General features: G+C 73.8%; 22 protein-coding genes. 9 read left to right on the top strand and 13 right to left on the bottom strand.

The window, feature by feature from the left end:
- Nucleotides 1–62 precede the first annotated feature (62 nt).
- Nucleotides 63–1703 (top strand): hypothetical protein, encoded by a 1641-nt coding sequence (locus tag ACZ47G_RS14850; protein ID WP_465742527.1) that lies wholly within the window; start codon nucleotides 63–65, stop codon nucleotides 1701–1703.
- A gap of 106 nt (nucleotides 1704–1809) precedes the next feature.
- Here ACZ47G_RS14850 and ACZ47G_RS14845 read toward each other — a convergent pair whose 3' ends face one another.
- Nucleotides 1810–3039 (bottom strand): serine hydrolase domain-containing protein, encoded by a 1230-nt coding sequence (locus ACZ47G_RS14845; protein WP_465742525.1) that lies wholly within the window; start codon nucleotides 3037–3039, stop codon nucleotides 1810–1812.
- 252 nt (nucleotides 3040–3291) lie between these two features.
- On the opposite strand from ACZ47G_RS14845, the gene ACZ47G_RS14840 reads away from it, so the two are divergent.
- Entirely contained in the window at nucleotides 3292–4098 is an 807-nt protein-coding gene (locus ACZ47G_RS14840) for a GbsR/MarR family transcriptional regulator (RefSeq protein WP_465742523.1), read from the top strand.
- A gap of 19 nt (nucleotides 4099–4117) precedes the next feature.
- Here ACZ47G_RS14840 and ACZ47G_RS14835 read toward each other — a convergent pair whose 3' ends face one another.
- Nucleotides 4118–5086 (bottom strand): helix-turn-helix transcriptional regulator, encoded by a 969-nt coding sequence (locus tag ACZ47G_RS14835; RefSeq protein ID WP_465742522.1) that lies wholly within the window; start codon nucleotides 5084–5086, stop codon nucleotides 4118–4120.
- A gap of 539 nt (nucleotides 5087–5625) precedes the next feature.
- On the opposite strand from ACZ47G_RS14835, the gene ACZ47G_RS14830 reads away from it, so the two are divergent.
- Together ACZ47G_RS14830 and ACZ47G_RS14825 are read left to right on the top strand one after the other, a co-directional pair.
- Nucleotides 5626–6936: a thioester domain-containing protein gene (locus ACZ47G_RS14830; RefSeq protein ID WP_465742520.1), complete on the top strand. Its 1311-nt coding sequence runs from the start codon at nucleotides 5626–5628 to the stop codon at nucleotides 6934–6936.
- A 144-nt stretch (nucleotides 6937–7080) separates the two neighbouring features.
- A complete protein-coding gene (locus ACZ47G_RS14825; protein ID WP_465742518.1) occupies nucleotides 7081–7839 on the top strand; it encodes a serine hydrolase in 759 nt (252 codons plus the stop codon).
- Here the strand turns inward: ACZ47G_RS14825 and ACZ47G_RS14820 are convergent.
- The 7 genes from ACZ47G_RS14820 to ACZ47G_RS14790 form a co-directional block, all read right to left on the bottom strand.
- Nucleotides 7829–8272: a VOC family protein gene (locus ACZ47G_RS14820; protein WP_465742516.1), complete on the bottom strand. Its 444-nt coding sequence runs from the start codon at nucleotides 8270–8272 to the stop codon at nucleotides 7829–7831. The genes ACZ47G_RS14825 and ACZ47G_RS14820 overlap by 11 nt on opposite strands.
- Nucleotides 8273–8336: 64 nt before the next feature.
- A complete protein-coding gene (locus ACZ47G_RS14815; RefSeq protein WP_465742514.1) occupies nucleotides 8337–9470 on the bottom strand; it encodes an FAD-dependent monooxygenase in 1134 nt (377 codons plus the stop codon).
- Nucleotides 9471–9491: 21 nt separating this feature from the next.
- A complete protein-coding gene (locus tag ACZ47G_RS14810; RefSeq protein ID WP_380451523.1) occupies nucleotides 9492–10079 on the bottom strand; it encodes a GTP-binding protein in 588 nt (195 codons plus the stop codon).
- 3 nt (nucleotides 10080–10082) lie between these two features.
- A complete protein-coding gene (locus tag ACZ47G_RS14805; RefSeq protein ID WP_380451653.1) occupies nucleotides 10083–10448 on the bottom strand; it encodes a DUF742 domain-containing protein in 366 nt (121 codons plus the stop codon).
- A 107-nt stretch (nucleotides 10449–10555) separates the two neighbouring features.
- Entirely contained in the window at nucleotides 10556–11002 is a 447-nt protein-coding gene (locus ACZ47G_RS14800; RefSeq protein ID WP_380451525.1) for a roadblock/LC7 domain-containing protein, read from the bottom strand.
- Nucleotides 10999–14070 (bottom strand): nitrate- and nitrite sensing domain-containing protein, encoded by a 3072-nt coding sequence (locus ACZ47G_RS14795; RefSeq protein ID WP_465742511.1) that lies wholly within the window; start codon nucleotides 14068–14070, stop codon nucleotides 10999–11001. The genes ACZ47G_RS14800 and ACZ47G_RS14795 overlap by 4 nt, the downstream gene beginning before the upstream one ends.
- Nucleotides 14071–14323: 253 nt before the next feature.
- On the bottom strand, nucleotides 14324–15010 hold the full coding sequence (locus tag ACZ47G_RS14790) for a FadR/GntR family transcriptional regulator (RefSeq protein ID WP_465742509.1): 687 nt from the start codon (nucleotides 15008–15010) through the stop codon (nucleotides 14324–14326).
- 175 nt (nucleotides 15011–15185) lie between these two features.
- Between ACZ47G_RS14790 and ACZ47G_RS14785 the strand changes: the two genes are divergently transcribed.
- The 3 genes from ACZ47G_RS14785 (at nucleotide 15186) to ACZ47G_RS14775 (ending at nucleotide 18670) form a co-directional block, all read left to right on the top strand.
- Entirely contained in the window at nucleotides 15186–16982 is a 1797-nt protein-coding gene (locus ACZ47G_RS14785; RefSeq protein ID WP_465742507.1) for a 2-isopropylmalate synthase, read from the top strand.
- Between the two features lie 7 nt (nucleotides 16983–16989).
- Nucleotides 16990–17487 (top strand): YbaK/EbsC family protein, encoded by a 498-nt coding sequence (locus ACZ47G_RS14780; RefSeq protein WP_465742505.1) that lies wholly within the window; start codon nucleotides 16990–16992, stop codon nucleotides 17485–17487.
- A gap of 268 nt (nucleotides 17488–17755) precedes the next feature.
- On the top strand, nucleotides 17756–18670 hold the full coding sequence (locus ACZ47G_RS14775) for a peptidoglycan-binding domain-containing protein (RefSeq protein ID WP_465742503.1): 915 nt from the start codon (nucleotides 17756–17758) through the stop codon (nucleotides 18668–18670).
- Between the two features lie 144 nt (nucleotides 18671–18814).
- On the opposite strand, the gene ACZ47G_RS14770 is transcribed toward ACZ47G_RS14775, so the two are convergent.
- Nucleotides 18815–20359 (bottom strand): MFS transporter, encoded by a 1545-nt coding sequence (locus tag ACZ47G_RS14770; RefSeq protein WP_465742655.1) that lies wholly within the window; start codon nucleotides 20357–20359, stop codon nucleotides 18815–18817.
- Nucleotides 20360–20712: 353 nt separating this feature from the next.
- Here ACZ47G_RS14770 and ACZ47G_RS14765 point away from each other — a divergent pair, with 353 nt between their 5' ends.
- Both ACZ47G_RS14765 and ACZ47G_RS14760 read left to right on the top strand, forming a co-directional pair.
- A complete protein-coding gene (locus tag ACZ47G_RS14765) occupies nucleotides 20713–21705 on the top strand; it encodes an Lrp/AsnC family transcriptional regulator (RefSeq protein ID WP_465742501.1) in 993 nt (330 codons plus the stop codon).
- A 375-nt stretch (nucleotides 21706–22080) separates the two neighbouring features.
- Nucleotides 22081–22722 carry a DUF4232 domain-containing protein gene (locus ACZ47G_RS14760; protein WP_465742499.1) on the top strand — a complete coding sequence of 214 codons (642 nt, stop codon included), beginning with the start codon at nucleotides 22081–22083 and terminating at the stop codon, nucleotides 22720–22722.
- A 67-nt stretch (nucleotides 22723–22789) separates the two neighbouring features.
- On the opposite strand, the gene ACZ47G_RS14755 is transcribed toward ACZ47G_RS14760, so the two are convergent.
- The 3 genes from ACZ47G_RS14755 to ACZ47G_RS14745 all read right to left on the bottom strand — a co-directional run.
- Nucleotides 22790–23269: an RICIN domain-containing protein gene (locus ACZ47G_RS14755; protein ID WP_465742497.1), complete on the bottom strand. Its 480-nt coding sequence runs from the start codon at nucleotides 23267–23269 to the stop codon at nucleotides 22790–22792.
- Nucleotides 23270–23502: 233 nt separating this feature from the next.
- Nucleotides 23503–24807 (bottom strand): transglycosylase family protein, encoded by a 1305-nt coding sequence (locus tag ACZ47G_RS14750; protein WP_465742495.1) that lies wholly within the window; start codon nucleotides 24805–24807, stop codon nucleotides 23503–23505.
- Nucleotides 24808–24995: 188 nt separating this feature from the next.
- The coding region (locus tag ACZ47G_RS14745) for a hypothetical protein (RefSeq protein WP_465742493.1) at nucleotides 24996–25461 on the bottom strand (466 nt) is incomplete at its 5' end.

Raw genomic sequence — 25461 nt, 5'->3', positions numbered from 1 at the left:
GCTTTTCGCTCGGAGTGAGCTGTCTTCGACAAACTTATTCCTCGTCAGTAACATGACGCCGCGTGTTCAAACCCTCGATAGGCAGGGCCGCGCCCGCAGCCCTGCTCACCCTCATCCTCGCCGGAACGGCCGCGTGCGGGCCCACCGGCTCCGGCGGCACCGCCGCGCAGGCCGCCGTCGAACCGGCCGCCGCCACCAGCACCGCCGACACCGGCGCGACCACCGCCGGGGGCAGCCCGGCGGGCGGCGCGCCCGCCTCCGGCGCCCCGCGCGCCCGGGCCGGCACCCCCGCCTCCGGCCGTCCGACCCCGGGCGGCGGCAACAGTGGCAACGTCACGGTCGCCCCGGCCGACGACCAGCAGGCCGCCATCGGCAGCCCCGGCAAGGACGGCGGCGCGGTCACGGCCGCGACCAAGGCGCTCCAACTCACCGCGTACGACCCGGGGAAGGGCACGGCCGTCCTGACGGCCTCGGGCCCGGGCACCGCGCCGACGGCGGCCCCGAGCGCCTCTCCGACCGCCGCGCCGACCGCTGTCCCGAGCGCCGTCCCGACCGCTGTCCCGAGCGCCGTCCCGACCGCGAGCGCGAGCGCCACGGGCGCGGGCGCGGGCACGGGCGCGGGCACGACCGCGACTGCGACCGCCGCCGCCGTCCAGCCCGGCCAGCTGATCGCCAGCCCGCCCACCGCCGCCGCACCGCAGGGCGCGCTGGTCGCCGTCACCGGCGTCAACCCGGGCGCCGGAAGCACCGTCAACCTGACCACCCGCCCGGCCACCCTCTCCGAACTCCTCGGCGGCACCGAGGCGGACGGCCAGGTGCCGATCGACGTGCACGGCATCAAGGTGACCCCGCTGGTCAAGGACCTCAAGGCCACTGCCGGCATCGACGGCAACGGCGTGAAGGCCGACGCCTCCGGCACCCTGGAGGTCGACGTCAAGGCCCCGGTCCCGCTGCCCCAGGGCGCGAGCCTGGACGCCTCCGGCTCCCTCCAGCTGCGCCCGGCCGTCCACTTCGCCTACCACGGCGCCCAGGCCGGCAGCCCCCGCACCGCCTCCGTCGGCTTCGACCTGGGCGCCCAGGCGCACTGGAAGGTCACCGGCGACGTCGCCCGCAACACCGGCGCGGCCCCGATCCGCGTCCCCTTCGCCAAGCTGCAGGCCAGCCCGGTGCTGACGGTCGCGGGCCTGCCCGTGGTGGTCAACCTCGGCCTCACCTGCTACCTGGAGGTCAGCGCCGACGGCCAGGTCCACCTGGAGACCGAGCAGGACGCCACCGGCACCTGGGCCGTGCGCGCCGACTACACCGGCGGCAAGGGCTGGACCCCGACCACCAGCGCGGACACCAAGGTCTCCCCGGTGCACGTCCACCTCGACGGCAAGGCCTCGGTGCGGGCCGCCCTCGGCGTCGAGGCCAGCGTCGGCCTGTACGACACCGTCGGCGTCGAGGCCACCGTCGCCCCCTACCTGAGCGCCAAGGCCGACGGCTCCCTCGCCGTCGACCTCCCCGGCAACACGCCGCAGCTCCAGGGAAGTTGGGCCCTGGTCGGCGGTGTCGACCTGAACGGCGCACTGACCGCCCACCTGAAGATCTTCGGCACCCCGATCATCGAGGGCAAGATCCCCCTCCCACCCTTCCACAAGGAATGGCCGCTCCTCACCGGCTCGGCCACCCTCCCGGCCGCCCCGAAGCCCACCAAGAGCTGACCCCCCCCACCAGGAAGACCCCGGCCGATCCGCTCGGCCGGGGTCTTCCCTTTGCCCTTAGCCCTTCGTGCCGGTGGGCCGGGGTGGGCCGGGGTGGGCCGGTGGGTCAGTCCTCGATCGCCTGGTAGAGCGTGGTCCAGAAGTCGTGGATCAGCCGGGCCGAGTTCGGCACGGACATCCCGGTCTGGGTGAGCAGGAGGCCGACAAGGCCGTGCTGCGGATCGGCGTAGGTCGAGGTGCCGCTGCCGCCGTCCCAGCCGAACTGGCCGATGGGGGCGTAGTCGCCGCGGTAGGTGCGGACCGCCATGCCGAAGCCCCAGCCGCCGTGCTGGCCCTGGCCGTAGGAGAGGTGGACGTTGTCGCCGGCCAGGGCGCGGCGGGCGGCGGTGTGCTCGGGCGTCATGCGGTTGGTGGTCATCAGCTGGACGGCGGGCCGGGACAGGATCCGCTCGCCCGCGTGCGTGCCGTGGTTCAGCAGCATCCGGAAGTAGGCGTGGTAGTCGTCGACGGTGGAGGCCAGGCCGCCACCGCCGCCGGGGAACGCCGGGGGCTTGCTCCAGCGCCCGGTCGCGGGCTCGTCCCACACGGTGAACGCCCCGGTCTGCGGGTCGGGGGCGTAGAGGGGCGGCAGCCGGTCGATCTTGTCGGCGGACACGTGGAAGCCGGTGTCCGCCATGCCCAGCGGGTCGAAGATCCGCTCGCGCAGGAAGGACTCGAACGGCTGCCCCGTGACCCGTGCGACGAGCACGCCGAGGAGGTCACTGGCGATGTGGTACTGCCACTGTTCGCCGGGCTGGTGCATCAGCGGAAGGGTGCCGAGGCGGCGGAGCCACTCGTCCGGTTCGGGCATCGGCGTCGGCAGGTCGGGGGTGAGCCCCTGCTCGAAGACCGCGTTCATGATCGGGGTGCCCAGCGCGGTCAGGTCCATGCCGAGCCCGAAGGTGCTGGTCAGTACGTCTCGTACGGTGATCGGCCGCTTGGCCGGCACGGTGTCGTCCAACGGGCCGTCGATCCGCTTCAGCACCTGCCGGTCGGCGAGCTCCGGCAGCCACTGCTCCACCGGGTCGTCCAGCCGCAGCCCGCACTCGTCCAGCAGGACCATCGCGGCCGCCACCGAGACCGGCTTGGACGTCGAGGCCATCCGGAAGATCGTGTCCCGGCGCATCGGCGCACCGCCGTCGTGGCCCATCGTCCCGACCGCTTCGACGTGCGTTTCGTCGCCGCGGCTGACCAGGGCGACGACCCCCGGGATCCGACCGGAGTCCACGTGCCGCGCCAGCACGTCGCGCACCTTGCGCAGGCCTGCCTCGGTGAAGCCGCCGTTGTTGGTTCCCATCCTGGATCTCCCCCTGAGTGAGTGTTCGGGAATCTCTGAACGCTTCGAAGCTACATTGCGTTCAGTGAATCGTCAACGCCGATGGCGCGCCCTAAATCCTGTTGCTTACTGGGGAGTTAGCTATTCATTGCAATGACTATGGCGCTGAATGCAATGGTCGGCGCGGGCAGTGCATTGCAATGGGATGGAGGTGAACGCATACTGCCGAGCGTGGAGTGCGCGGATCGGATCGGAAGGGGAGGGGTGGAGGCGATGCCCGGAGGCAGGCTCACCGGTGAGGACCGTCGGCTGATCGCGGAGGGGCTGGCGGAGGGGCTCGGTTTCGCCGAGATCGGCCGACGGCTCGGGCGGCCCGCCTCGACCGTCATGCGGGAGGTCGCCCGCAACGGCGGGTCCGAGGGGTACCGGGCGAACCGGGCCGAGGAGGCCGCCCGGCACCGTGCGCGGCGCCGGAAGCGGGACCGGTCCCCGGAGCCGGCCGTTCCCGAGCGCGGCGAAGGCGGAGGCGGCGGCGGAGGCGGAGGCGGCGACGGGCGGGACCCCGGGGAGGTGCAGGAGTTCACGGAGTTCTTCACGCTCCTGCTCGAACAGCAGGGGCTGCCCAGGATGGCCGCCAGGGTGCTGGTCTGCCTGTACGTCACCGATTCCGGTGCCGTCACCGCCGCCGACCTGGTCCGGCGGCTGCGGGTCAGCCCGGCGTCCGTCTCCTCCGCCGTCGGCTTCCTCGAACAGCAGGGCATGGTCCGGCGCGAGCGGACGCCCGGTGAACGCCGTGAGCGCTACGTCATGGACGACGACATCTGGCGGCGCTCCACCCTCGCCGCGCTGCGGATGAACGACGCCCTGATCACGGCCTCGCAGCGCGGTGAGGCGGTCCTCGGCGCCGCGACTCCGGCGGGTGCCCGCTTCGGGGCCTCCGCGGAGTTCCTCCTGATCATGGGCGAGGCCCTCCGGCAGGCGATGGACCGGTGGCAGCGGCGAACGGCCTCCGGCGAGCCGGGCGGGACCTCCGGCGAGGGGGACGGGGCCTCCGGCGAGGCGGACGGGGCCTCCGGCTGACCGGCCCGGCCCGGCCCGGTCAGATCCAGTTCCGGTCGCGGGCCGCCAGGGCGGCCTGGAAGCGGTTCGGTACGTCGAGCCGGCGCATCAGGGCCGCGACGTGGCCGCGGTAGGTGCGCAGCGACATGTCCAGGGCCCGGGCGCCGGCCTCGTCCTTGTCGACGCGGGCCATGGTCCGCAGGACCGCCCGTTCGATCTCGTTCGGCGGTTCCTCGCCGACGCCGCAGGACCGCTCCCAGTGGCGCTCGAACAGGGACAGCAGGTGCGACAGCAGCCCGGGATGGCGGATGATCAGGGCACCCCTGGTGATGTCGTGGGGGTGGGTGGCCACCAGGGCGGTTCTTCGATCGAAGATCACCATGCGTTCCAGTGGGTCGGCCGTGCCGCGCACCTGGGCGCCCTGCTCGGCGAGTTCGGCGGCGAAGCGGTTGATCCGCCGGCTGTCGAGTGCGCTGCGGTGCAGGATGGTCCGCATCCGCAGTCCGCGCCGCAGGTACTTCAGGTCGGAGCTGCGGACCGAGTCGAGGGCGGCGGCGATGATCGGCCCCGGGTGGGTGGTCAGCCGCTCCTCGCGGGCGAAGAACGACAACTCGTCCACGCACGCCACCACTTGGTCGATCCCTTCGACCTGCTGGAGGTCGCGGGCCGGCCCACGCTGCCCGGTGCGCCGGTCCTCCAGCAGGAGGTCCACCAGGTGGCGTGTGGAGACGACCTGCCGGATCTCGTCCTGGAGCCCGTCGAGCCGGCGGCGGGCCAGCCCTTCGACGGCTGCCCGCGGGTCGACGCCGGTGAACGCGGACCGGCCGTCCGAGGCGGTCAGCAGGCCCAGCTCCAGGAGCCGGGCGACGGCGGCCCCGGCGCTGTCCTGGTCGAGTCCGCAGCCGAGCGAGATCGCCGGGAGCCCGATGCCGGGTGAGCGCAGGACCAGCCGGTAGACCGACTCCTCCTGCTTGTCCACGCCCAGTACCGCCAATGCGTTGCCTTCCATGCGACCCCCGGAGACGTCGAAGTGAAAGCGACGGCCCGGGTCGGGCCGCCGCTCGACAGAGATCGTGCAACGGCTGTCGGGGGCTCCCCAGGGGTCCTCCGCCCCGTCCGGGCGGGACCAACGTCCCATGGCTGCAGGAAGTTACGCCCGGCAGGTGCAGGCAGTGGCGCCGGGAACGGGATCCGGGCCCGCCCGGGCGCCAGTAGGTTTGTTCGTGTCCACAGCGACAAGGCCGTTGCCGCTCGGCGCAGTTGCCCGGGTCCGGGAGCGGGTCCAGGAGCGGGTCGCCGGGGCGGGAGGGGGTTCCGACGGCCGGCGGCCTCGGGTGTGGACCCCGGCTCCCGGGGCTGACCCGACGGGCCATAGGTCAGGCCTATGGGCTGATAGGTCGACCGCCCCTACCCATGGCGGTTCGCGCTGCGAAGGGTGGACGGACAAAGCCATCGATCCGTTCGAAACCGGGACCAAGGGTCCTGGAGCTCACACAGGAGAAAGAGCCGGCAGTGAAGTGGAAATGTGCAAGGCGTACGGCAACCGCCGTGCTCGCGACCGGAGTTCTGGCGGGCGGCGGGCTCGCGCCGTCGGTGGCCGCCGCGGCGGACGGCGGCGCCGGTGGTACTGGTGGTGACGGGGGGACCGTCATCACGGCGGCGGAGGTCATCGGGCTGGGCGACTACATCCGGTTCAGCGACAAGAAGGACGATGGCGGCATCGGCGGCCTGACCAAGGCGACGACCGCTGACGGCGGCGTCCTGTTCGTGTACTGCCTCGACAGCGGGACCGATCTGGTGCCGGGCTCGGCCTACCACGAGGCGGGCCGGTCCGACGTGCCCACGCTGAAGGGAAACCCCGATGCGGGGAAGGTCTCCTGGATCCTGCAGCACGGGTACCCGGCGGTCACCGAGGGCGAGCTCGGCGAGCTGGTCGGCGGCAAGCTCTCCAAGGCGCGTGCGGCCGGGGCGACCCAGGCCGCCATCTGGCGCATCACCAACCATGTCACCGGGGTCCCGTCCGACCCGGTCGGCGCCAAGGTCGCCGACTACCTCGCGGCGCACGCGGTCGACGAGCCCGAGCCGGGCGCTTCGCTCTCCCTCGCTCCCGGCGCGGTGACCGGGGAGGCCGGCTCGGTGCTCGGCCCGATCGGGATCACCTCCACGGGTGAGCCGGTGGGCGCGTCGCTCGATCCCGCGGCGGCCGCGGCGGGCGTGGTGCTGACCGACCGGGAGGGGAAGGCCCTCTCCGACGGCAGCGGCAAGCTGACCCAGCCCGCGAAGAACGGTGACGCGCTCTTCGTGAAGGCCCCGGCCGGGTCGTCGGCGGGCAGCGCCACCGTCACGGCGACGGCGTCGGTCCCGGCGTCGGCGGGCCGGGCGATGGTCAGCCGGGACAGCCAGGCGCTCCTCCTGGCGCGCGCTGACGCCAGGCTCGCCACCACCGCGACCGCGAAGGCGAGTTGGACGGCCGGTGGCGCCTCTCCGTCGCCCACCGCCACCCCGACCGGCACGGCGAGTCCGACCGCGCCGCCGAGCCCGTCGACCTCGCCGACCGCAACGGGTGAGCCGACCGCGACGGGTGAGCCCACCACCCCGGGTGGCTCCGCCTCCCCGAGCGGCTCGGTGAACCCGAACCCGAACCCGAACCCGACCGCGACCCCGGGTGACACATCGAGTCCGTCGGCCGTGCCGAACCCGGGCGCCGAGCCCTCCGGTGGCACCGGGGGTGCGCTGGCCGCCACCGGGGCCGGGGGCGGCGTCCGGATCGCCGCCGGCGCCGGCGCGGGGCTGCTCCTGGTCGGCGGTGTCCTGGTCCTGCTCCACGAGCGGCGCCGTCGCCGCCGCAACGGAGCCTGAGCCGAGCGCGGACAGGAGTGCCGTGGCCGGTGGGGGCCGCGGACGGGGGAGCCGTGCACGGGTGAGGAGTGGGAAGTCGGTGTGGCCGACTTCCCACTCCTCGGTGTTCACCGTCACCCGCCTTGGATGCCCTACCCTTCCGCCATGCTGTCTGTGGTGGTGGCCCCCTGGGAGGGCAATGCCGAGCCGGTGTTCCAGCGGGCGCCGGACGAACTGCACGATGCCGCGAGCACGATGAAGGTCGCGGTGCTGGCGGCGCTGGTGCGCGGTGGGGCGGACCTGGACGCCGAGGTGCCGGTGGTGAACCGCTTCGAGTCCGTGGTGGGCGGGGAGTTCGGCAACGATCCGGACTGGGACAGCGATCCGCTGCCGTGGGAGCTGCTCGGCACCCACGTGCCGCTGCGCCTGCTCGCCGAGCGGATGATCACCCACTCGTCCAACCTCGCCACCAACCTCTGCCTGGCCCGCACCGACCGGCGGGCGGTGGCCGAGGTGTGGCGCCGGGCGGGGGCGTCCCGCAGCAGCACGCCGCGCGGGATCGAGGACTACGCGGCGCGCGACGCGGGCGTGCACAACCGGGTGAGCGCCCGCGATCTGGTCCGGCTGCTCCGCTCGCTCGCGGACGAGCCCGAACTACTCGCCCTGCTCGAACGCAACGACTTCCGGGTGGACCTCGCCGCCGGCCTCCCGCCGGGCACCCGGATCGCGTTCAAGAACGGTTGGGTGCCCGGCGCCCGGCACTGCGTCGGCCTGGTGCGCCCGTACGACGGCCCGCCGTACCTGATCGCCGTCTGCTACACCGGCCCGCTGGCGGACGGCAGCGACCGCACCGACCCGGCGGCCCGGCTGCTGGCCCGGGTCTCGGCGGCGGTGTGGGCGCGCAGACGGAGCATCACTCGTTGATCGCGGGCATCGGCGCGCCGTCCGGGTTCCAGGCGGCCAGGAAGTCGGATTGCCGGGCGACGTCGACCAGTTCGACGTGCGCGCCGATGCTGTCGAGGCGGTGGTAGACGAAGGGGCGTCCGTAGGGACAGCCGGAGAAGGCCTCCGGGAAGCCGGCGTTGCCGAGTCGGGCCGCGCCCGCGGTGACGTCCGAGGACCAGAAGCCGAGGTGGTGGAAGCGGGCGGTGCCGGTGTCGCCCCAGGGGCCGCCGTTCGGGGCTTCGATCAGCTCGATGTAGGGCGCGTCGCCGGCGGTGAAGACGATCCGGTAGTCCCAGTCGCCGATCCGCCCGGCCGCCGGTTCCCGCCACCGCACTCCGGCGGCGGCGGTGAGGTCGGCCATGGCCGCGTCGAGGTCGGGCACGGTGAAGCAGACGTGGTAGAAGCCGGTCATGATCACCAGCCTGCTACGGGCCCCGCGTGGGCGCAACTCCCGCGCGGGGCCCGGAACCAGCGGCTCAGTACGGCTGGACGAGGACGTGGGCGGCGCCCGGGATGCCGATCTTCAGCAGCTCGTCCTCCTCCGCCGTGGTGGGTGTGCCGGTCTCCTGCTTGAGGACGGCGCGGGACAGCGACTGCACCCACATGGCGCGCGGGCGGCGGCGGGCCTCCCAGGCGGTGAGTGCGGCCGGGACGTCCTCGGCGGCGTCCAGGCTCTCGGCCAGGACGAGGGCGTCCTCGACGGCCATCGCGGCGCCCTGGGCGAGGTGGGGGGTGGAGGCGTGGGCGGCGTCGCCGGCCAGGACGATGCGGCCGACGTGCCAGGGCTCCTCGACGGTGACCTGGGAGATCCGGGAGTAGACCACCGCGGCCGGGTCGGTGACCTGGGCGAGGGCCTCGGCGATGGGGCCGCCGAAGCCGGCCAGGCGTTCCCGCAGCTGCTCGTGGGCGGTGGACGGGTCCGGGCGGAAGTCCTCGGCCTCGGCGAACACCGAGCCCAGGTACATGAGTTCCGCGCTGATCGGGGTGAGCAGCGCCTTGGCCTTGAGGTTGCCGGCCGACATCACCACGCCCTGGACCTCGGGCGAACGCGGCAGGGTGACACGCCAGTTGGCGAAGCCGGTGTACTCGGGGGCGTACGTGTCGCCGTACAGGTGCCGACGCAGCGGGGAGCCGATGCCGTCGAAGCCGACGACCAGGTCGTAGCGGCCGTGGCGGCCGTCGCCGAGGGTGACGTCGACCCCGGCGCCGTCGTCCTTCACCGAGGCGATGGTGGTGCCGAAGCGCAGCACGGCGCCGGCCGAGGTGGCGGCGTCGGCCAGCACCCGGGCCAGGGCGGGGCGGGGTATGCCGTTGTTGGAGGGGGCGTCGCCCATCCGGGGCTGGGGGATCCGGGCGACGGTGGTGCCGGCCGGGTCGCAGATGGTCAGCACCTCCCATGCGAAGCCGGCGGCGAGGCACTCGTCGAGCACGCCGATCTCGCGCATCACGTGGAGGGCGTTGGACGGCTGGATGATGCCGACGCCGAGGGCCTCCAGCCGGTCGCGCAGTTCGGCGACCTCGACCTGGTGGCCGCGCCGGGCGAGGGCGGTGGCGAGGGTGAGGCCGCCGATGCCGCCGCCGTGGACGAGGACGCGAAGGGGGGTGGTCATGTAGGGCGCTCCGGGGGAGGTTCAGCCGACGGGGGCGGCGGCGAGGTCCATCAGGTGGTCGACCAGGGCGAGCAGCAGGTCGCGGCCGAAGCCGCGCTCGCGGACGTCGCCGATCAGCATCGGGACCTGCGGGTCGAGGTCGAGGGCGGCCCGGATCTCGTCCGGGGTGCGGGTGTTGTGGCTGTGGAAGCAGTTGATCGCGACGACGAAGGGGATGCCCCGGCTCTCGAAGAAGTCGATCGAGGCGAAGCTGGTGTCCAGCCGCCGGGTGTCGGCGATGACGATCCCGCCGAGGGCGCCGTTGACCAGGTCGTTCCACATGAACCAGAAACGTTCCTGCCCGGGGGTGCCGAACAGGTAGACCACCAGCTCGGGGCTGACGGTGATCCGGCCGAAGTCCAGGGCGACGGTGGTGGTGTCCTTCTGGTCGACGCCGGCCAGGTCGTCGACGCCGACGCTGGCCGTGGTCAGGTACTCCTCGGTGCGCAGCGGGGTGACCTCGCTGACCGAGCCGACCAGGGTGGTCTTGCCGACGCCGAAGCCGCCGGCGATGAGGATCTTGACCGCGGCGGGGGCGGCAACGGGGGTGGCGGAGTGGGGTGTTGCCATGGCTTAGAGCCTCCGGAGTCCTTCACGTACGGCCGTGAGCAGGCCGAGGTCCACGTCCCCGGCGGCGCGGGCCACCGAGAGCGGGGCCCGGGCCTTCAGTAGGCCCTGGGCGACGAGGTCGCCCAGCAGGATCTTGGTGACCGAGACCGGGAGGTCCAGGCCGGCCGCGACCTCGGCGACGGCCGCCGGGCGGCGGCAGCGGTCGAGGATCAGCCGGTGCTCGGGCTGGAGGCCGCGGGCACCGGCGCGACTGCCCCGCGCCAGGGCCGCGTCGGCCTCGTCCTCGGCGGTGGTGAGCACGGTGATGAGGGTGAGGTCGTCGCGCTCGGGCGCGGTCCGGCCGCGGGTGATGGTGTACGGGCGGACCATGACGCCGGTCTCGTCCTCGGCGTCGGGTTCCTCCAGTTCGCTCCAGTGCGGCACCCGGCCGCGCGCCCAGGCGTCGTCGCCCTCGTCGCGGTACGGGCCCACCCCGGTCAGCTCCGGCTCCGGGTGGCGAAGGCGTCGAAGGACGCGGGGGCGCCCTCGGCGCGGGCCGGGGTGGTGAGCTTCTGGCCGACCTGCTGGACGAGGGTGTGCATCGCGACGGACATCACCTCGGCGTCCACCTCCTGGGAGGCGACCACGGCCAGGTGGGTGCCCTGGGCGGCGGCGATGACGAACAGCCAGCACTCGGCGAGCTCGACGATGACCTGGTGGACCGGCCCGCCGTCGAAGAGCTGGCCGACGCCCCGGGCGAGCGACTGCTGGCCGGTGGCCACGGCGGCGAGGCGCTCGGCGTCGGCCCGCTCGATGGTGCGGGAGTGGCTGACCACGAGGCCGTCGTCGGAGAGCAGGACGGCGTTGCGGGTCCCGGGCACCGAGTCGACGAGTCCGTCCAGCAGCCAGTCCAGATCCTGGTGGGTGGCGATCGTGCGGTTCATGACTGGTCATCCGTTCGTGTGGTTCGGGGTTCCGCGGCCGGCAGGGCCCAGGGGGAGGGCGCGGACGCGGAGGCGGGGGGACCGGCGGGCAGTGCGGGGGGAGCCGGCGGGGTGGCGGCCGGCGGCAGCGGGTGCTCGCCGCTGTCCTGGGCGCGGGCGGCGCGGGACTGGCGCTGGAAGGCGCCGATGGCGGCGCCGGAGCGCCGGACCGGCCGCTGGACGGGGTCGGCGGCCGCGGTGGCGTCCACCGGGCCGGCGGGCTGCCCGGCGGCCGGGTCGACCCACTGCTGGCGGCCCGGCGGCGGCACCCGCAGCTCGGCGGCCAGGCTGGCCTGCCGGACGCGCTGCGGCAGCGGCGGCTGCCCGCCCTCGACCGGGCTCACCGGTACGGCGGAGGGGTACTCCCGCCCGCGGCGCCGCTCGGCCAGCCGGTAGTGGTCGGCCGGGCGGTACTGCTCGTCGGCGTACGGGGCCTCGGCCTCGGTGACCCGGGCGTAGGCGATGTCCGGGTAGGCCGGGGCCTCCGGTGCGGGGGTGGCGGCGGGTACGCCGCCTTGGGCCTCGGCCGGGGTGGCGGCGTAGCCGGGCGGCGGGTCGGCGGGGGAGTTGTGCTGGATCGGCTGCTCGGCGGGGCCGGGCTGGTAGGGCTGCGGGTACGGCTGGGCCGGGACGGGGTGCGCCGGGAACGCCGGTTCCGGGAAGGGCGGTTCCGGGAACGCCGGTTCCGGGAAGGGCGGTTCCTGGAATCCCGGTTCCTGGAACACCGCGGCCACACACTGGGCGTGCGCGGCCTGCCCGGGGAGCCCGAGCGCCTGCCCGGCCTGCCCCGTCGGGCCCGCCGGTACGGCCGGTACGACCGCCCCGGCCGGCCCGAGCGCCTGCCCCGCCGGTACGGCCGCCCCGGCGGGCCCGACCGCCCCGAAGGAGTCCACCGGCGCCATCGGCGGCCCGACCGGCTGCTGCGTCTCGTCGGCGGCGGAGCGCAGCGCCCGGCGCGAGCGGCGGACCAGTGGGATGGGCTCGACCGGCGCGGCGTCCGGCAGCCCGGTGTCGCCGTCGATGACCAGCTCGTCCGGGACGAGCACGACCACCCGGGTGCCGCCGAAGGCCGACGGCCGGAACTCGATCTTCAGTCCGGTCAGCGCGGCCAGCCGGGCGACCACGTAGAAGCCGAGCCGGATGTCGTCGGCCCGGGCCAGCACGTCGGTGCGCGGCGGGCGGCTCATCAGCTCGTTGGCGGCGTCGTACTGTTCCGGGTCCATGCCGAGGCCGCGGTCCTCGATCTCGACGGCGAGCCCGCGGCCGACCATGGCGGCCCGGACCTCCACCGGGGTCGGCGGCTTGGAGAAGGTGGTGGCGTTCTCCATCAGCTCGGCGAGCACGTGGGCGACCGGCCCGACGGCCCGCTCGGAGAGCCACGGGTGGCCCTCGACGTCGATCATGATCCGGCGGTAGTCCTGCACCTCGCCCTGGGCGGAGCGCAGCACGTCCAGCAGCGGTACGGGCTTGCGCCAGCGCCGCTGCGGCTGGCCGCCGGCCATGATGACGAGGTTCTCCTCGTAGCGGCGCAGGCGGGCGGTGAGGTGGTCGAGGTCGAACAGGCCCTCCAGGACCTCCGGGTCCTCGTGCTTGCGCTCCAGCTCGTCGAGCTTGCGCAGTTGGCGGCCGATCAGCAGCTGGGTGCGGCGGGCGATGCGCTGGAGGAGGCGTTCGAAGCCGCGGTGCTGGGCGGCCTGCCGGACGGCGGCCTCCAGGGCGGCGGAGCGGGCCAGATTGAGGGCCTGGCCGAGGCGGGCGATTTCGTCGGTGCCGTTGCCGTGTTCGCCGGTGGTGACGGCGCGGCTCTCGGCCTCGGCGTCGACCTGCTCGCCGCGGCCGAGGCGGTCGACCACCGCGGGCAGGGTGCGCTCCATCTCCTCGGCCTGGGTCTGGAGGTCCTTGATCCGGCGGCGCAGCGAGCGGCTGATCCGCCAGGAGGCGATGACGACGGCGACGACGGCGATCAGGCCGACGACGGCGGTGAGCACCACGCGGGTGAGCAGGCTGAGGATGGTCCCCTTGCCGACCTCGACGATGGCGCTGGTGCGGGCCTCGATGTTCTTGACCAGCTGCGGGTTGAGCTGGTCGACGGCCTGGCGCCACTGGTCCTGGGCGGCGGGCAGTTTGACGGTGCCGTTGGAGTCGGCGGCGACCGGCCGGGTGAGCTGCTGCTCGACGGCGGCCTTGGCCTGCCAGGCGGGGCCGTTCATCAGGTCGTGCCAGCCGGCCGCCTCGCCCTCGGGGATGTACGGGAGGATCTGGACGGTGAACAGGTGGTCCTGGGCGCCGATCAGCTGCTGGACCTGCTGGTAGTCGGCGGTGCTGAGCCGCCCGGTGGTCCAGCCGCGGGCCAGCAGGGCGTCCTCGCGGGCCAGCATCTCCTTGGCCCAGAAGGTGTTGACCAGGGTCTTGGACACCCAGGTGACCTCGCCCGCGTCGACGTGGCTGAGCGCGGTGAACAGCCGCAGGTCGACGGCGATCAGGTCGGTGTAGTAGGTGAAGACGGTCTGCTGGTCGATCGAGCCCTTGTCGACGGCGGCGCGTTCCTCGGCGAGCTTGCCCATGGCCTGCCGGGCCTCGGCGACGGCGCTGCGGACGTCGTCCGGGGCGTGGTCGGCGGTCTCGCCGGACAGGGCCTGGAACTGGCGGACCGCGTCGTCGGTCAACTGCCGCTGGTGGCGCAGTTGGTCGGTGTTGCTGCCGGGCCGGGCGAGCGCGTCGGCGCTGAGCCGACGCTCCTCCTGGAGGTTGTAGTAGACGATGTTGGACGGCTGGCCGGCCTTCTGGGCGAGCATGCCCTGGGCGGCCTGGCGCTGGAAGTCGAAGACGGTCTCACCGCTGGTGACCGCCCAGAGGGCGACCAGGGCGAGGCTGGGGACGACGGCCAGGACGAGTAGTGCCGCCCGCAGGGACAGGCGTGGACGCCTGCGGGGGGCCTTCGGCGTCGGGGGCCGCCGATTCGCACGCGCGCGCAGAGCAGACTCCTTGGGGCTGGCGGCCGGCCGGTGAGGGGCGGGCCGTCCGGGCACGGGCTTTTGACGAAGCGATACTAGTCATATCGTGTGATTGGAGTGAAAGCCCGTTCGCCACCTGGGTGGTGCTTGTGCACCAGGTGGACACAATGTCACCCGCACGTTGACCGTTTGTGCTCGAAGCAGCCTGCTCCGGTCGTGCCTGACACAGTGTCGGGGCCGCCCGAGGCCACTGGATGACCGCTGTGTGAAGACTGTGTGACGCCTCGTCCGGCGACCCGGCCGGAGGGGGCGTACGGAAGACGACCCCTCAGTGGTTCAGCAGTTGCGCGCGCGTCGACTCCAACTCCGCCGCCAGCACCCGCCCGGCCGCCGCCGGGTCGCCCTCGTGCAGCACCCGGACCAGCTCCGCGTGCGTGTCGTAGCCGTGGTCCGGATCGCCCTCGCGCAGCCCGAACAGGCCGACCAGTTCGACCAGGTGCTCCCGCAGGATCGGGGCGAACTGGGCGAACAGGTCATCCAGGACGGGGTTGTGGGCGGCGGCCACGATCGCCGTGTGCAGCGCGATGTCGGCGTCCACGAAGGCCGTGTCGTCCGCCCCGCCCGCGGCCCGGCGCGCGGCCAGTGCGGCGTCCATGGCGGTGAGGTCCGCCGCCGTGCGGCGCTCGGCGGCCAGCCGGGCGGCCTGCACCTCGACCATCGTCCGCACCTCGTAGATGTGCGCCAGCTCGGCGGCCCGCAGCCGGGTCGCCCAGTCCCCGGTGGTCGGGCGGTCGGACGTCACGAACACCCCGGAGCCCTGCCGGGCGTGCACCATCCCGGCCGCGGCGAGGGTGCGCAGCGCCTCCCGGACGGTCGAGCGGCCGACGCCCAGCTCCTTGGCGAGCGCCACCTCGCCGGGCAGCTTGCCGCCGACCGGCCACTCGCCGGCCCGGATCCGTTCCTCGATCAGCGCGGCGGCCTGTTCGGCGAGGGGGGAGGGGCGGAGCGGGGCCATCGTCGTCACCTGTCGGGTTGTCTGAGGACTTGGATCGTGGTTAGTCTACCCGGCATGCAGCCGTGGAGCGTTCTCCTTCTTGGTGGCCGCAGCGGGGCGTGACCTGACCGGCACCCCGCTGCGGGGCGCCGTCCTGCCGGTCTCCGGTCACCAGTCGAGGACACCCAGAGACCCCATGCGATACCCGACCCTGCACGCCCCCGCCGGGCCCGTCCCGGCCGACGCCCCCGCCTGGAACCCCCAGCGCGGCGGCGCCATGCCCTCCCACCGCTACCGTCCCGCCCACGAGCGGGTCCACGTCCCCGCCCTGCTGCGCCGCTGGCCCGGCCGCCGGATCGAGCGGGCCCCGCTGTGGGTGCCGGTCGACCTGCGCGACGGCAACCAGGCGCTCGCCGAGCCGATGGACCCGGCGCGCAAGCAGCGGATGTTCGACCTCTTCCTGGCCATGGGCTTCAAGGAGATCGAGGTCGGCTACCCCTCCGCCAGCCGCACCGACTTCGAGTTCGTCCGCCGGCTCGCCGAGCACCCCGACGCCCTGCCGGAGGACGTCACGGTCGTCGTCTTCACCGCCGCCCGGGCCGACCTCATCGACCGCACCTTCGAGGCGGTCCGCGGCCTGCCGCGGGTCGTCGTCCACCTCTACACCGCCACCGCCCCGCTCTGGCGCGACCTCGTCCTCGGCAAGGACCGGGACGAACTGCGGGCGCTGATCACCGCGGCCGCCGAGCGGATGGCCCGGCACGGCGAGGGGCGGGACGGCCTGCGGTTCCAGTTCTCGCCCGAGGTGTTCAACCTGACCGAGCCGGACTACGCGCTGGAGGTCTGCAACGGCCTGAGCGCGCTGTGGGACGCGAGCCCCGACCGGCCCGTCATCCACAACCTGCCGGCCACCGTGGAGATCGCCACCCCGAACGTCTACGCCGACCAGATCGAGTACCTGGACCGGCACCTGGACCGCCGCGACGGCGTGATCCTCTCCGTCCACCCGCACAACGACCGGGGCACCGGCGTCGCCTGCGCCGAACTGGCCGTGCTGGCGGGCGCCCAGCGGGTCGAGGGCTGCCTGTTCGGCAACGGCGAACGCACCGGCAACGTCGACCTGGTGACCCTGGCGCTCAACCTCCACACCCAGGGCGTCGACCCGATGCTCGACCTCTCCGACATCGACGGGATCCGCCGCACCGTCGAGCACTGCAACCGGCTGCCCGTGCACGAGCGCCACCCCTACGCCGGGGACCTCGTCCACACCGCCTTCTCCGGCACCCACCAAGACGCCATCAAGAAGGGCCTCGCCCGGCACGCGCGGGCCGCCGCCGAACTCGGGCTGCCCGAGCGGGAGACGCCCTGGTCCGTCCCGTACCTGCCGATCGACCCGGCCGACCTCGGACGCGACTACGAGGCGGTGATCCGGGTCAACAGTCAGTCCGGCAAGGGCGGGATCGCCTACCTGATGCAGACCGGGGCCGGGCTGGAACCGCCCCGGCGGCTCCAGATCGAGTTCGCCCGGGTGGTCCAGGAGGCGGCGGACGACAGCGGGCGGGAGGTGACCGGCGAGGAGCTGTACGAGCTGTTCCGCTCCGAGTACCTGGACGCGGGCGCCGCCCGGGCCTGGCGGGTCGGCGAGGACTGGGCCGAGGTGGACGGCCGCCGGGGCGGCGGCGCCGGTCCGGTGGACGCGGTCGCGGACGCGGTGGGCGTCGAGATCCTCTCCTTCACCGAACACAAGGTCGCCGGCAGCCCCGACGCCGTCGCCTACCTGGAGGCCCGGGCCGGCGGCCGGGTGGTCTGGGGTGCCGGGCGCGACGCCTCGGTGCTCACGGCCGGCGTACGGGCGGTGCTCAGCGCCGCCGACCGGGCCTCGGGCCGAAACGACACGGCCTCGCTCCGAACCGACCCGGCGGTGCTCAGCGCCGCCGACCGGGCTTCGGGCCGAACCGCGGCCGGTACGGGAGCCGGACGCGGAAAGGCATGATGGGGCGATGAGTTCCTCCCTTCCCACGCGAAGCGTCGCGGTCGCCGAGGCGCTGGCGGCGGCCGGTGTCGCCGGTGAGATCGTCGTCCTGCCCGACTCCGCCCGCACGGCCGCCGAGGCCGCCGCCGCCCTCGACTGCGAGGTCGGGGCGATCGCCAACAGCCTGGTGTTCAGCTGCGACGGCGAACCGCTGCTGGTGATGACCAGCGGCGCCCACAAGGTGGACACCTCCTACCTGGCCGCCGAGTTGGGCGCGGGCCGGATCGCCCGGGCCTCCGCCGAGCAGGTCCGCGAGGCCACCGGCCAGGCCATCGGCGGCGTCGCCCCGACCGGCCACCCGGCGCCGCTGCGCACGGTCGTGGACACCGCGCTGCGGCGGTACGAGGTGCTCTGGGCGGCGGCCGGGCACCCGCACACCGTGGTGCCGATGACGTACCAGGAGCTGCTGCGGGTCACCGGCGGTGCGGCGATGTCCGTGGTGCCGCCGGAGGGGGCCGCGGACTGAGCGGTCGCTCGCGACGGACGGCCCACCGCCTGCCCGGCGGTGGGCCGTTGCGGTGCGGAGCATCCCTGGGACGACCGGCCGCCCCGGGCCCGGGGGCCGTCCCCGGGGCCTCGCCGTCCCAGGGACGGGACGCGCTAGCGGGACGCCGCCGGCGGCTCCTACGGTCTGTCAGCGGTGGCCGGTCGCGGCCGACGAGCCGTTCGGTGCCGCCGCTTCCCGCTCCGCGCGCTTCCGCGCTCCGCGCTCAGTCAGTCAGTGAGGAACCGTCATGAAACGCATCCCGGCAATCGTCGCCGCGATGTTCGCCGCGCTTCTCGCGGCGGTGCTCGTCGCCCCCGCCGCCCAGGCCGCCGGCTGGCCCCTCGTCCGCAACGGTGACCACGGCGACAACGTGAGCACGGTCCAGTACCTGCTGAACGCCCACGGCGCCGGTCTCGGCGTCGACGGTGACTTCGGCTCCGGCACCGAGACCAAGGTCAAGAACTTCCAGAGCGCCAACGGCCTCAACCCGGTGGACGGCATCGTCGGCTCCGACACCTGGTCCAAGCTGATCGTCACCGTCCGCAAGGGTGACAACAACGACGCCGTCAAGGCGCTCCAGGTCCAGCTGAACGCCCACGGGGCCGGCCTGGCGGTCGACGGCGCCTTCGGCGACGGCACCGACGGCAAGGTCCGCGCCTTCCAGCAGTCCGCCGGCCTGAACCCGGTCGACGGCATCGTCGGCCCGGCCACCTGGGCCGCCCTGCTCGGCGGCGGCGGCAGCACCGGTGGCGGCGGTGGCGGTGGCGACACCCTCACCCAGTCGCAGGCCGCGTCGATGTTCTCGGCGGCCGGCATCACCTGGTCCTCCTCGGGCAACTGCTCGGACCGCACCAACAGCAGCTGCACCTCCTTCGACGGCCTGCGCCGCGCCTCGGCGACCGGCGCCGTCAACTTCAAGAACGCCAGCGGCTGCGCGCTGAACATCACCGGTGGCACCGAGACCGGCCACGCCAGCGGCACCTACAGCCACGGCACCGGCTACAAGCTGGACTTCGCCATGTCGAGCTGTGTCACCAACTACATCCACGGCACCTTCTCCCACACCGGCACCCGCGGTGACGGCGCCGACCTGTGGACCGCCGCCTCCGGCAACATCTACGCCAACGAGGGCAGCCACTGGGACGTCACCTTCATGAACTGACGCCCGCAGAGCGCAATCTGTGAGGGGCAGGGCCACCGGAGGTCTTCCGGTGGCCCTGCCCCCGTCGCGTTCACGGTGATGATCGGGCCCGCCCGACAGGCGGGCAGCTTCGACGGGCCCGCCGGCCGAGCCCCCGCGTCCCGGTCAGCGGGTGCGGGCCGGCTCCTGCTCGGGCGCCGGCTCCCCGGTGACCGGGCCGGGGGCCGGGACCGGCGCGGTGCGCGCCGCCGGCCGCAGCAGCACGGCGCAGGCGAGGGCGGCCAGCAGGGCGAGCGAGGCCGCGACGATCAGGCAGAGCCGGAGGCCGTCCAGGAAGGAGCCGCCGAGGGCGGTCAGCGCCTGCCCGGTGGCGGGCCCGAGGTCGAGCCCGGCGACGGCGCCGAGGCCCTGGTCGCGGGCGACGTCGAGGACGTGCCGGCCCGTCTCGGCCGGCACCCCGGCGGCCGTCAGCCGGCCGGGCAGGGCGTCGAGCGCCCGGGTGGTCAGCAGGGCGCCGAGCACGGCGGGGCCGAGGGCACCGCCGACCTGGCGGAAGGCGTTGTTGCCGGCCGCCGCCATGCCGGCCAGGTGGTGCGGGACGGCGGAGACGGCGGAGGCGGTCATCGGGGTGAGGACGGCGCCCAGGCCGAGGCCGAGCAGCAGCAGCCGCCAGGCGATCGAGCCGAAGGAGGTGTGGGCGTCGAGGTTCGTCAGGGACAGCAGCGAGCCGGCCGTGACGACCAGTCCGGTGGTGATCAGGACCCGCGCGGACACCCGGTGCATCAGCCGTCCGACCGGCAGGCTGGCGGCCAGCGAGGCCCCCGTCACCATCACCATCCGCAGGGCCGCCTGCATGGTGCTCAGGTGCTGCACCATGCCGAAGTACAGGCTGAGCACGAAGAAGAAGCCGATCAGCCCCAGGAAGCTGATCATCGCGACCAGTGAGGTGGCGGTGAACGCGGGGCTGCGGAACAGCGCGAGGTCGATCATCGGGCTGGCGCTGCGGCGCTCCACCACGACGAACACCACCGCGGCGAGCACCCCCAGGGCCAGCGCGGCGACGGTCGCGGGCTCGCCGAAGCCGTTCGCGCCGCCCTCGATCACCCCGTAGACCACGGCGGTGACGGCCACGGCCGCGCTGATCTGCCCCGGCCAGTCCAGCCGGCGCCCGTGCGGCGCGCGCGAGTCCGGCAGCAGGAACGCGGCGACGACCAGCACCAGCAGCGACACCGGGACGGGCAGCAGGAAGATCCAGCGCCACGCCACGTGCTCCAGCAGCACGCCCGCGATCAGCGGGCCCACGGCCAGCGAGGCCAGCAGGGACATCGCCCACAGGCCGATGAACTTCCCCCGCTCCCGGTGGTCCGGCACCGCGTGGCTGATCAGCGCCAGCGTGGTGGGCAGCAGCGCCGCCGCCCCCAGCCCGGAGGCCGCCTGCCCGGCCCACAGCACCCGCACCGAGTCCGAGCTCAGCGAGATCGCGGCGCCCAGCGCGCACAGCGCCATGCCCGCCTGGAACACCCGCTTGCGGCCGTGGACGTCGCCCACCACGCCGGTGGTCAGGATCAGCGCGGCCATCGGCAGCACGAACGCGTCCGACACCCAGGACAGTTGGGCCGTGGAGGCGCCGAGCGCCCGTTGGATCGCCGGCAGGCTCACCGACACGGTGGTCACCGGCAGGTAGGCGACGAAGACGCCCAGGCAGGCCATGACGAGGGTGGTGCCCCGTCCGGCCGGGGGGCGCCGCGCCCGGAGGCCCTGCGCCCGGGAGCGCCGAGCCCCGGGGTCCTGGGCCTGGGGGCCCTGCATCGTTGCGGAGTTCACGAAGGGTTCCTTCGACTGCGGAGGTGCCGCGCGGGCACCGGCTGCGGTGAGAGCGCCGCCGTCCGGCGCGCGCCCGCTCACAGGCCGGGCGCACCGGCCGGGCCCCGCGGCCCGTGCCGGCCACCGGTCGCCTGCGGAGCCGCCGACCAGCTTCACCCGGACGGGCGAGGGATCCCCAGGCGAGACCGGCAGATGTTCCACAACCTCCAGCCCGGCGATCGGTGTGTGACGATTCCCCCATGCCCGACGACCTGGACCGCAAAATCATCCACGGACTCCACTACGCCCCGAGGGTCTCCTTCCGCCGCCTCGGCGAGGTCATCGGGGTGTCCGAGCAGACCGTGGCGCGCCGCTACACCGCCCTGCGCCGCGGCGGGGTCCTGCGCGTCGTCGGCCTGAGCAGCCCCGCCGCCCACGGCCAGGCCGAGTGGATCGCCCGCCTGCGCTGCCGCCCCGACGCGGTGGGGCCGCTCGCCGACTCCCTCGCCCGCCGCTCCGACGTCGCCTACGTGGGCATCGCCTCCGGCGGGTCGGAGATCAACTGCATCATCCGCTCACCGGCCGGCACCGGCCGCGACGACGTCCTGCTGCGTCAACTCCCCAAGGCCGCCTCCGTCCTCGACATGAGCGTCGACCTGCTGATCCACCCCTTCGGCGCCGAGCGCGCGGCCGGCTGGACCGGCGGGGAGGGCTCCCTCGACGGCGATCAGGTGCGGCAGCTCGCCGGGGACCGCGCCGAGCCCGTCGGCCCCCCGCTCACCCCGGGCGAGGAGGACCTCCCCCTGCTCGCCGCCCTGGCCGAGGACGGCCGCGCCTCCCACACCAACCTCGCGGAGGTCACCGGCTGGTCCAAGCCCCGGGTCGCCCGCCGCCTGGAGGCCCTGGAGGCCAGCGGCTCCCTCGTCTTCGACGTCGACACCCTGCCCGAACGCCTCGGCTACGAGCTCAACGCCACCCTCTGGCTCCAGGTCGACCTGTCCCGGCTGCACGGGATCGGCGAGGAGATCAGCCGGCACGACGAGTGCGCCTTCGCCGCGGCCGTCAGCGGCCGGCACAACATCATGGCGGTCGTGTTCTGCAAGGACACCCCGGACTTCTACCGGTACCTCAGCCACCGCCTCGCCCACCTCGACGGCATCCGCGGCTACGAGATCAGCGTCCGGGTGCGCCGCCTCAAGCAGGCCGCGTCCCTCATCCACCACGGCCGACTCGTCCACCCGGCCCTCGCCTGACGCCGCACCGACCTGACACCGCACCGACCTGGCGCCGCACCGATCTGACGCCGCACCGACCTGGCGCTGCACCGATCTGACGCCGCACCGACCTGGCGCCGCACCGATCTGACGCGGACACGTCCCGGGTCAAGATCCGCTCGGTCACGGGTCTGTCCCAGCGGGCGCCGGCCGTGTCGGGGCGGCGGGGGAGTCGTGAGAACCGGTGTGCCGCCTGGGCTCGGGGCCGTATGGCGGGGATAAGGAGCCCGACGTACGCGCTCCTTCGTGTAACAGCACTGTCTTGGCGGCCGGTTGGGCGGAACGGTTCTCCCGGTGCGGTTGTCCTGCTCACCAGAAACCCGGCCACTACCACCCGAACCTGAGGAAGACATGATGCGCGTTCAGAAGCTGACCCTCGCCACCCTGGTCGTTGCCGCCGGTCTCTCCCTGACGGCCTGCCAGAACGACGACCTCGACAGCGGTACGGCGGCGAACACGCCGACCGCCGCGCCGACCGCCGGCGCCGTGCCCACCAAGGCCGCCCCGGCCGGTTCGGCCCCCAGCGGGAAGGCCACCACCGGCGGGAGCGGTTCGACCGACGGCGGCAAGGCGGGCGGCAAGTGCCGGACCGACGACCTCACCATCTCGGCCGCCGACCGCACCATCGACGGCGATGCCACCCGCACCGTGGTGGTCGAGCTGAAGAACAAGAGCGGCCACGACTGCTCGATCAGCGGGTACGCCGGTGTCGACCTGAAGACCAACGCGGGCTCGATGTCGGCGGAGCGCTCCGGTGAGCCGGTCGTCCCGGGCGTCCTCAAGAACGGGAAGTCGACCTTCTTCGGCATCAGCTACCCGGCGAACAACACGGGTGGCACCGGCCTGCGCCTCACCGGCCTCGTGGTGACCCCGCCGGACGAGACCAAGTCCGTCACCCTCCAGTGGCCGGGCGCCGCCTCACTGCCCGCCACCGACGCCCCCGGCAACCCGGTGAAGGTCGGCCCGATCGGCAGCGCCGGGCAGGGCGGCCAGTGATCGGCGCGAGCCGGATTCAGCTCACCGACCCGCCGCCGGGGGGCGGCGGGTCGGTGTCGGGCGCCCGCTACTTCACGTAGGCGGTCCACTGCTGGTTCGACGAGCCGACCGACAGCTCGGTGGTGACCCGCTGGTCCTGCCCGTTGGCCTGGAGGACGTAGTCCAGGTACTTCACGCTGGCGATGGCGGTGGCGTCCACGCTCGGCTCGACGATCCACCGCTGGCCGAGGTCGTTCTGGTCGCAGGTCTGCTGGGTGACGGTCTTGCCGGGGCCGTTGGCCACGAGGCACTTGCCGTAGTGGGTGCCCTTGATGGTGAAGGTGCCGTTGCCGAGCGGGGTGAGGGTCCAGGCCTGGTAGGTGAGGACGGCGTCGCGGGTCCAGACGTCGTTTCCGAGGTACTCGTCCAGGTCGGTGGTGTCGCTCTGGACCTGGAGGGAAGCGGTGACCGGGACGGCGGCCGTGGCCGGGGTGCCGTTGAGGGCGGCGATGCCGCTGAAGGAGGCGGCGGCCACGAGGGTCGCGACGGCCTTCTGGGTGATGCGCACTGCTTCTCCTAGCTGGAAGGGGCGGCGGGCCCGGGTGGGCTCGCCCGGCCGCGAAGCTAGGGGGGTGAGGGAGTTCGTTTGTGGACGACTCGATGAGGGTAGGCCAACCGGTTCAGGCGTTTCGCCGGTTCGGCGCAGTAGACGTGCGCCGGCTCCGGTCGGGGTAGGACCCGCCGGAGCCGGTGGCTTGAGTCGGTGGCTGGAGCCGGTGGCCGGAGTCGGACCGGCCGGGGTCAGAGCGTCCCGGTGATGCCGACGGCGTAGTGGTTGCCGTTGACGCCGGTCAGGTCGACGGCGGCGGCGTTCTGCCAGCTGCCGTCCGGGTGGCGGACGGCGTGCAGGATGCGGTTGTCCGTTGTCACGAACGCCACCTGGAGTTCCCCGGCGACGGTCGCGGCACTCACCGACGTCGTGGTGAACGAGCCGGCCACCGAGGTCAGGTCGGCCAGCGGCATCCACTGGCCGTTGCCGAGCCGGGCGCCGTGGTACTGCTTCGTCCCCCCGTTCGACGTGATGACGATCTGCATGTCCGCGCCGGAGCCGGTCACCGCGACGTCGGTCGCCGGACCCGCGTCCCCCGCTGCCGCGTACACGTCCCCCCACGGGCTCCAGGTGCCGTCGGCGCCGCGGATCGAGTGGTAGACCCGGCCGCCGGCGACGGCCACCACCTGCAGCTGACCGTTCACGGAGGCCTCGGACGCGGAGGTCACGGCCCCGGGCAGCGCCCCTGCCTGCGACTGCACGTCGCCGAACGCCGCCCAGGTCCCGTCCGCGTGGCGCACCGAGTGGAACAGCCGCCCGTTCGCGACCGCCAGCACGTTCAGCTCCGGGCCGATCGACACCGCGGACACCTTCGTCACCGAACTCAGCTGCCCGGCCTCGGAGCTGACGTCGCCGAACGCGCCCCACTGGCCGTCGGCGAAGCGGACGACGTGGTAGATGTCGCCGTTGCCGCCGACCGCCACCACGTGGGTGTCGCCGTTGATGCCGGCGTCCGCCACCGAACCCACGGCGCCGATGTCGCCGACCTGGGCGTTGACGTTGGCGAAGCCCGACCAGTTGCCGGACGCGTCACGGGTCGCGTGGTAGATCCCGCCCCCGCCGTTCACCAGCACCTGCGTCTTCCAACTCGGCGCCGGAGCCGGGTTGGGGGAGGGGTCGGGGTACGGGTTGGTGTGGTCGGTGGAGAGACCGGTGCCCGGCGCGCACGACCAGGCGCGGGCACCCTGGTCGGCCAGGATCTTCTCCGCGATGAGGATCTGCTGCTGCTTGGTGGCGAGGTCCGGGCGGGCCGCGTAGTTCAGGCCGCCGTAGTAGCGCCAGTTGGCGAGGCTGATCTGGAGACCGCCGTAGTAGAGCCGGTTGGCGCTGACGATGCTCCAGTTGCCGCTGCTCTCGCACTGGGCGACCTTGTCCCAGGTGGCGACCGAGGCGGCCGAGGCCTCCGTCGGAACGAGCAGGGGTGCGGAAAGTGCCATCAGTACGGCGGCGGCGGATATCCGGCGGAGGACGGGGGCCTTGAGCGTGCGTGCGGGCATGGTGGGCTCCTGGGAATCCGCGGTGGTGGACGCGGTGGGTGAGCGGCTGGATCGGGTGTCCCGGCCCGGGAGGGAAGTCGGGCGGCACCCGCGGGGTGTCGCCGGTCCGGGCCGGGGTGGCGGCGAGGGTGACCGCCCGGTCCCTTGGGCGGGACCGGGCGGTCGGGGTCCGGGTCGTCGGCGACCCGTTACTTGGCGAGGGTCTCCAGGTGCATGTCGCCGTTGGGCATGCCGCTGGCGGAGATGGCGTTGACGTGGCCGCCGCCGTCGGCGAGCGCGGCGCCCTGCCAGCTGCCGTCGGCGTGGCGGACGTTGTCGTAGACCGAGCCGCCGGTGAGGGTCACCAGGTGCATGTCGCCGTTGGGCAGCGCCGCGGCGGAGATGGCGCCGATGCCGCCGCCGTTGTCGGCGACCGCGGCACCCTGCCAGGTGCCGTTGGCGAAGCGGATGTTGTCGTAGACCGAGCCGTTGTTGAGGGTCTCGACGTGCATGTCGCCGTTGGGCATGCCGACCGCGGCGACGGAGGAGACGTAGCCGCCGTTGTCGAAGACCTGGGCGCCCTGCCAGCTGCCGTCGGCGTGGCGGACGTTGTCGTAGACCGAGCCGCCGGTGAGGGTCACCAGGTGCATGTCGCCGTTGGGCAGCGCCGCGACG

Source organism: Kitasatospora sp. NPDC030952 (genome assembly GCF_055571335.1).
This window is presented reverse-complemented; position numbering and strand designations above follow the sequence as displayed.

Coding starts and splice junctions, on each gene's coding strand:
- ACZ47G_RS14845 (WP_465742525.1), bottom strand. CDS start 3,039: ATGGGAACCAACAACGGCGGCTTCACCGAGGCAGGCCTGCGCAAGGTG.
- ACZ47G_RS14770 (WP_465742655.1), bottom strand. CDS start 20,359: ATGGCCTGCCTGGGCGTCTTCGTCGCCTACCTGCCGGTGACCACCGTG.
- ACZ47G_RS14750 (WP_465742495.1), bottom strand. CDS start 24,807: ATGCCCGCACGCACGCTCAAGGCCCCCGTCCTCCGCCGGATATCCGCC.
- ACZ47G_RS14825 (WP_465742518.1), top strand. CDS start 7,081: ATGCTGTCTGTGGTGGTGGCCCCCTGGGAGGGCAATGCCGAGCCGGTG.
- ACZ47G_RS14760 (WP_465742499.1), top strand. CDS start 22,081: ATGCGCGTTCAGAAGCTGACCCTCGCCACCCTGGTCGTTGCCGCCGGT.
- ACZ47G_RS14785 (WP_465742507.1), top strand. CDS start 15,186: ATGCGATACCCGACCCTGCACGCCCCCGCCGGGCCCGTCCCGGCCGAC.
- ACZ47G_RS14780 (WP_465742505.1), top strand. CDS start 16,990: ATGAGTTCCTCCCTTCCCACGCGAAGCGTCGCGGTCGCCGAGGCGCTG.
- ACZ47G_RS14815 (WP_465742514.1), bottom strand. CDS start 9,470: ATGACCACCCCCCTTCGCGTCCTCGTCCACGGCGGCGGCATCGGCGGC.
- ACZ47G_RS14810 (WP_380451523.1), bottom strand. CDS start 10,079: ATGGCAACACCCCACTCCGCCACCCCCGTTGCCGCCCCCGCCGCGGTC.
- ACZ47G_RS14775 (WP_465742503.1), top strand. CDS start 17,756: ATGAAACGCATCCCGGCAATCGTCGCCGCGATGTTCGCCGCGCTTCTC.
- ACZ47G_RS14820 (WP_465742516.1), bottom strand. CDS start 8,272: ATGACCGGCTTCTACCACGTCTGCTTCACCGTGCCCGACCTCGACGCG.
- ACZ47G_RS14800 (WP_380451525.1), bottom strand. CDS start 11,002: ATGAACCGCACGATCGCCACCCACCAGGATCTGGACTGGCTGCTGGAC.
- ACZ47G_RS14805 (WP_380451653.1), bottom strand. CDS start 10,448: ATGGTCCGCCCGTACACCATCACCCGCGGCCGGACCGCGCCCGAGCGC.
- ACZ47G_RS14765 (WP_465742501.1), top strand. CDS start 20,713: ATGCCCGACGACCTGGACCGCAAAATCATCCACGGACTCCACTACGCC.
- ACZ47G_RS14840 (WP_465742523.1), top strand. CDS start 3,292: ATGCCCGGAGGCAGGCTCACCGGTGAGGACCGTCGGCTGATCGCGGAG.
- ACZ47G_RS14790 (WP_465742509.1), bottom strand. CDS start 15,010: ATGGCCCCGCTCCGCCCCTCCCCCCTCGCCGAACAGGCCGCCGCGCTG.
- ACZ47G_RS14835 (WP_465742522.1), bottom strand. CDS start 5,086: ATGGAAGGCAACGCATTGGCGGTACTGGGCGTGGACAAGCAGGAGGAG.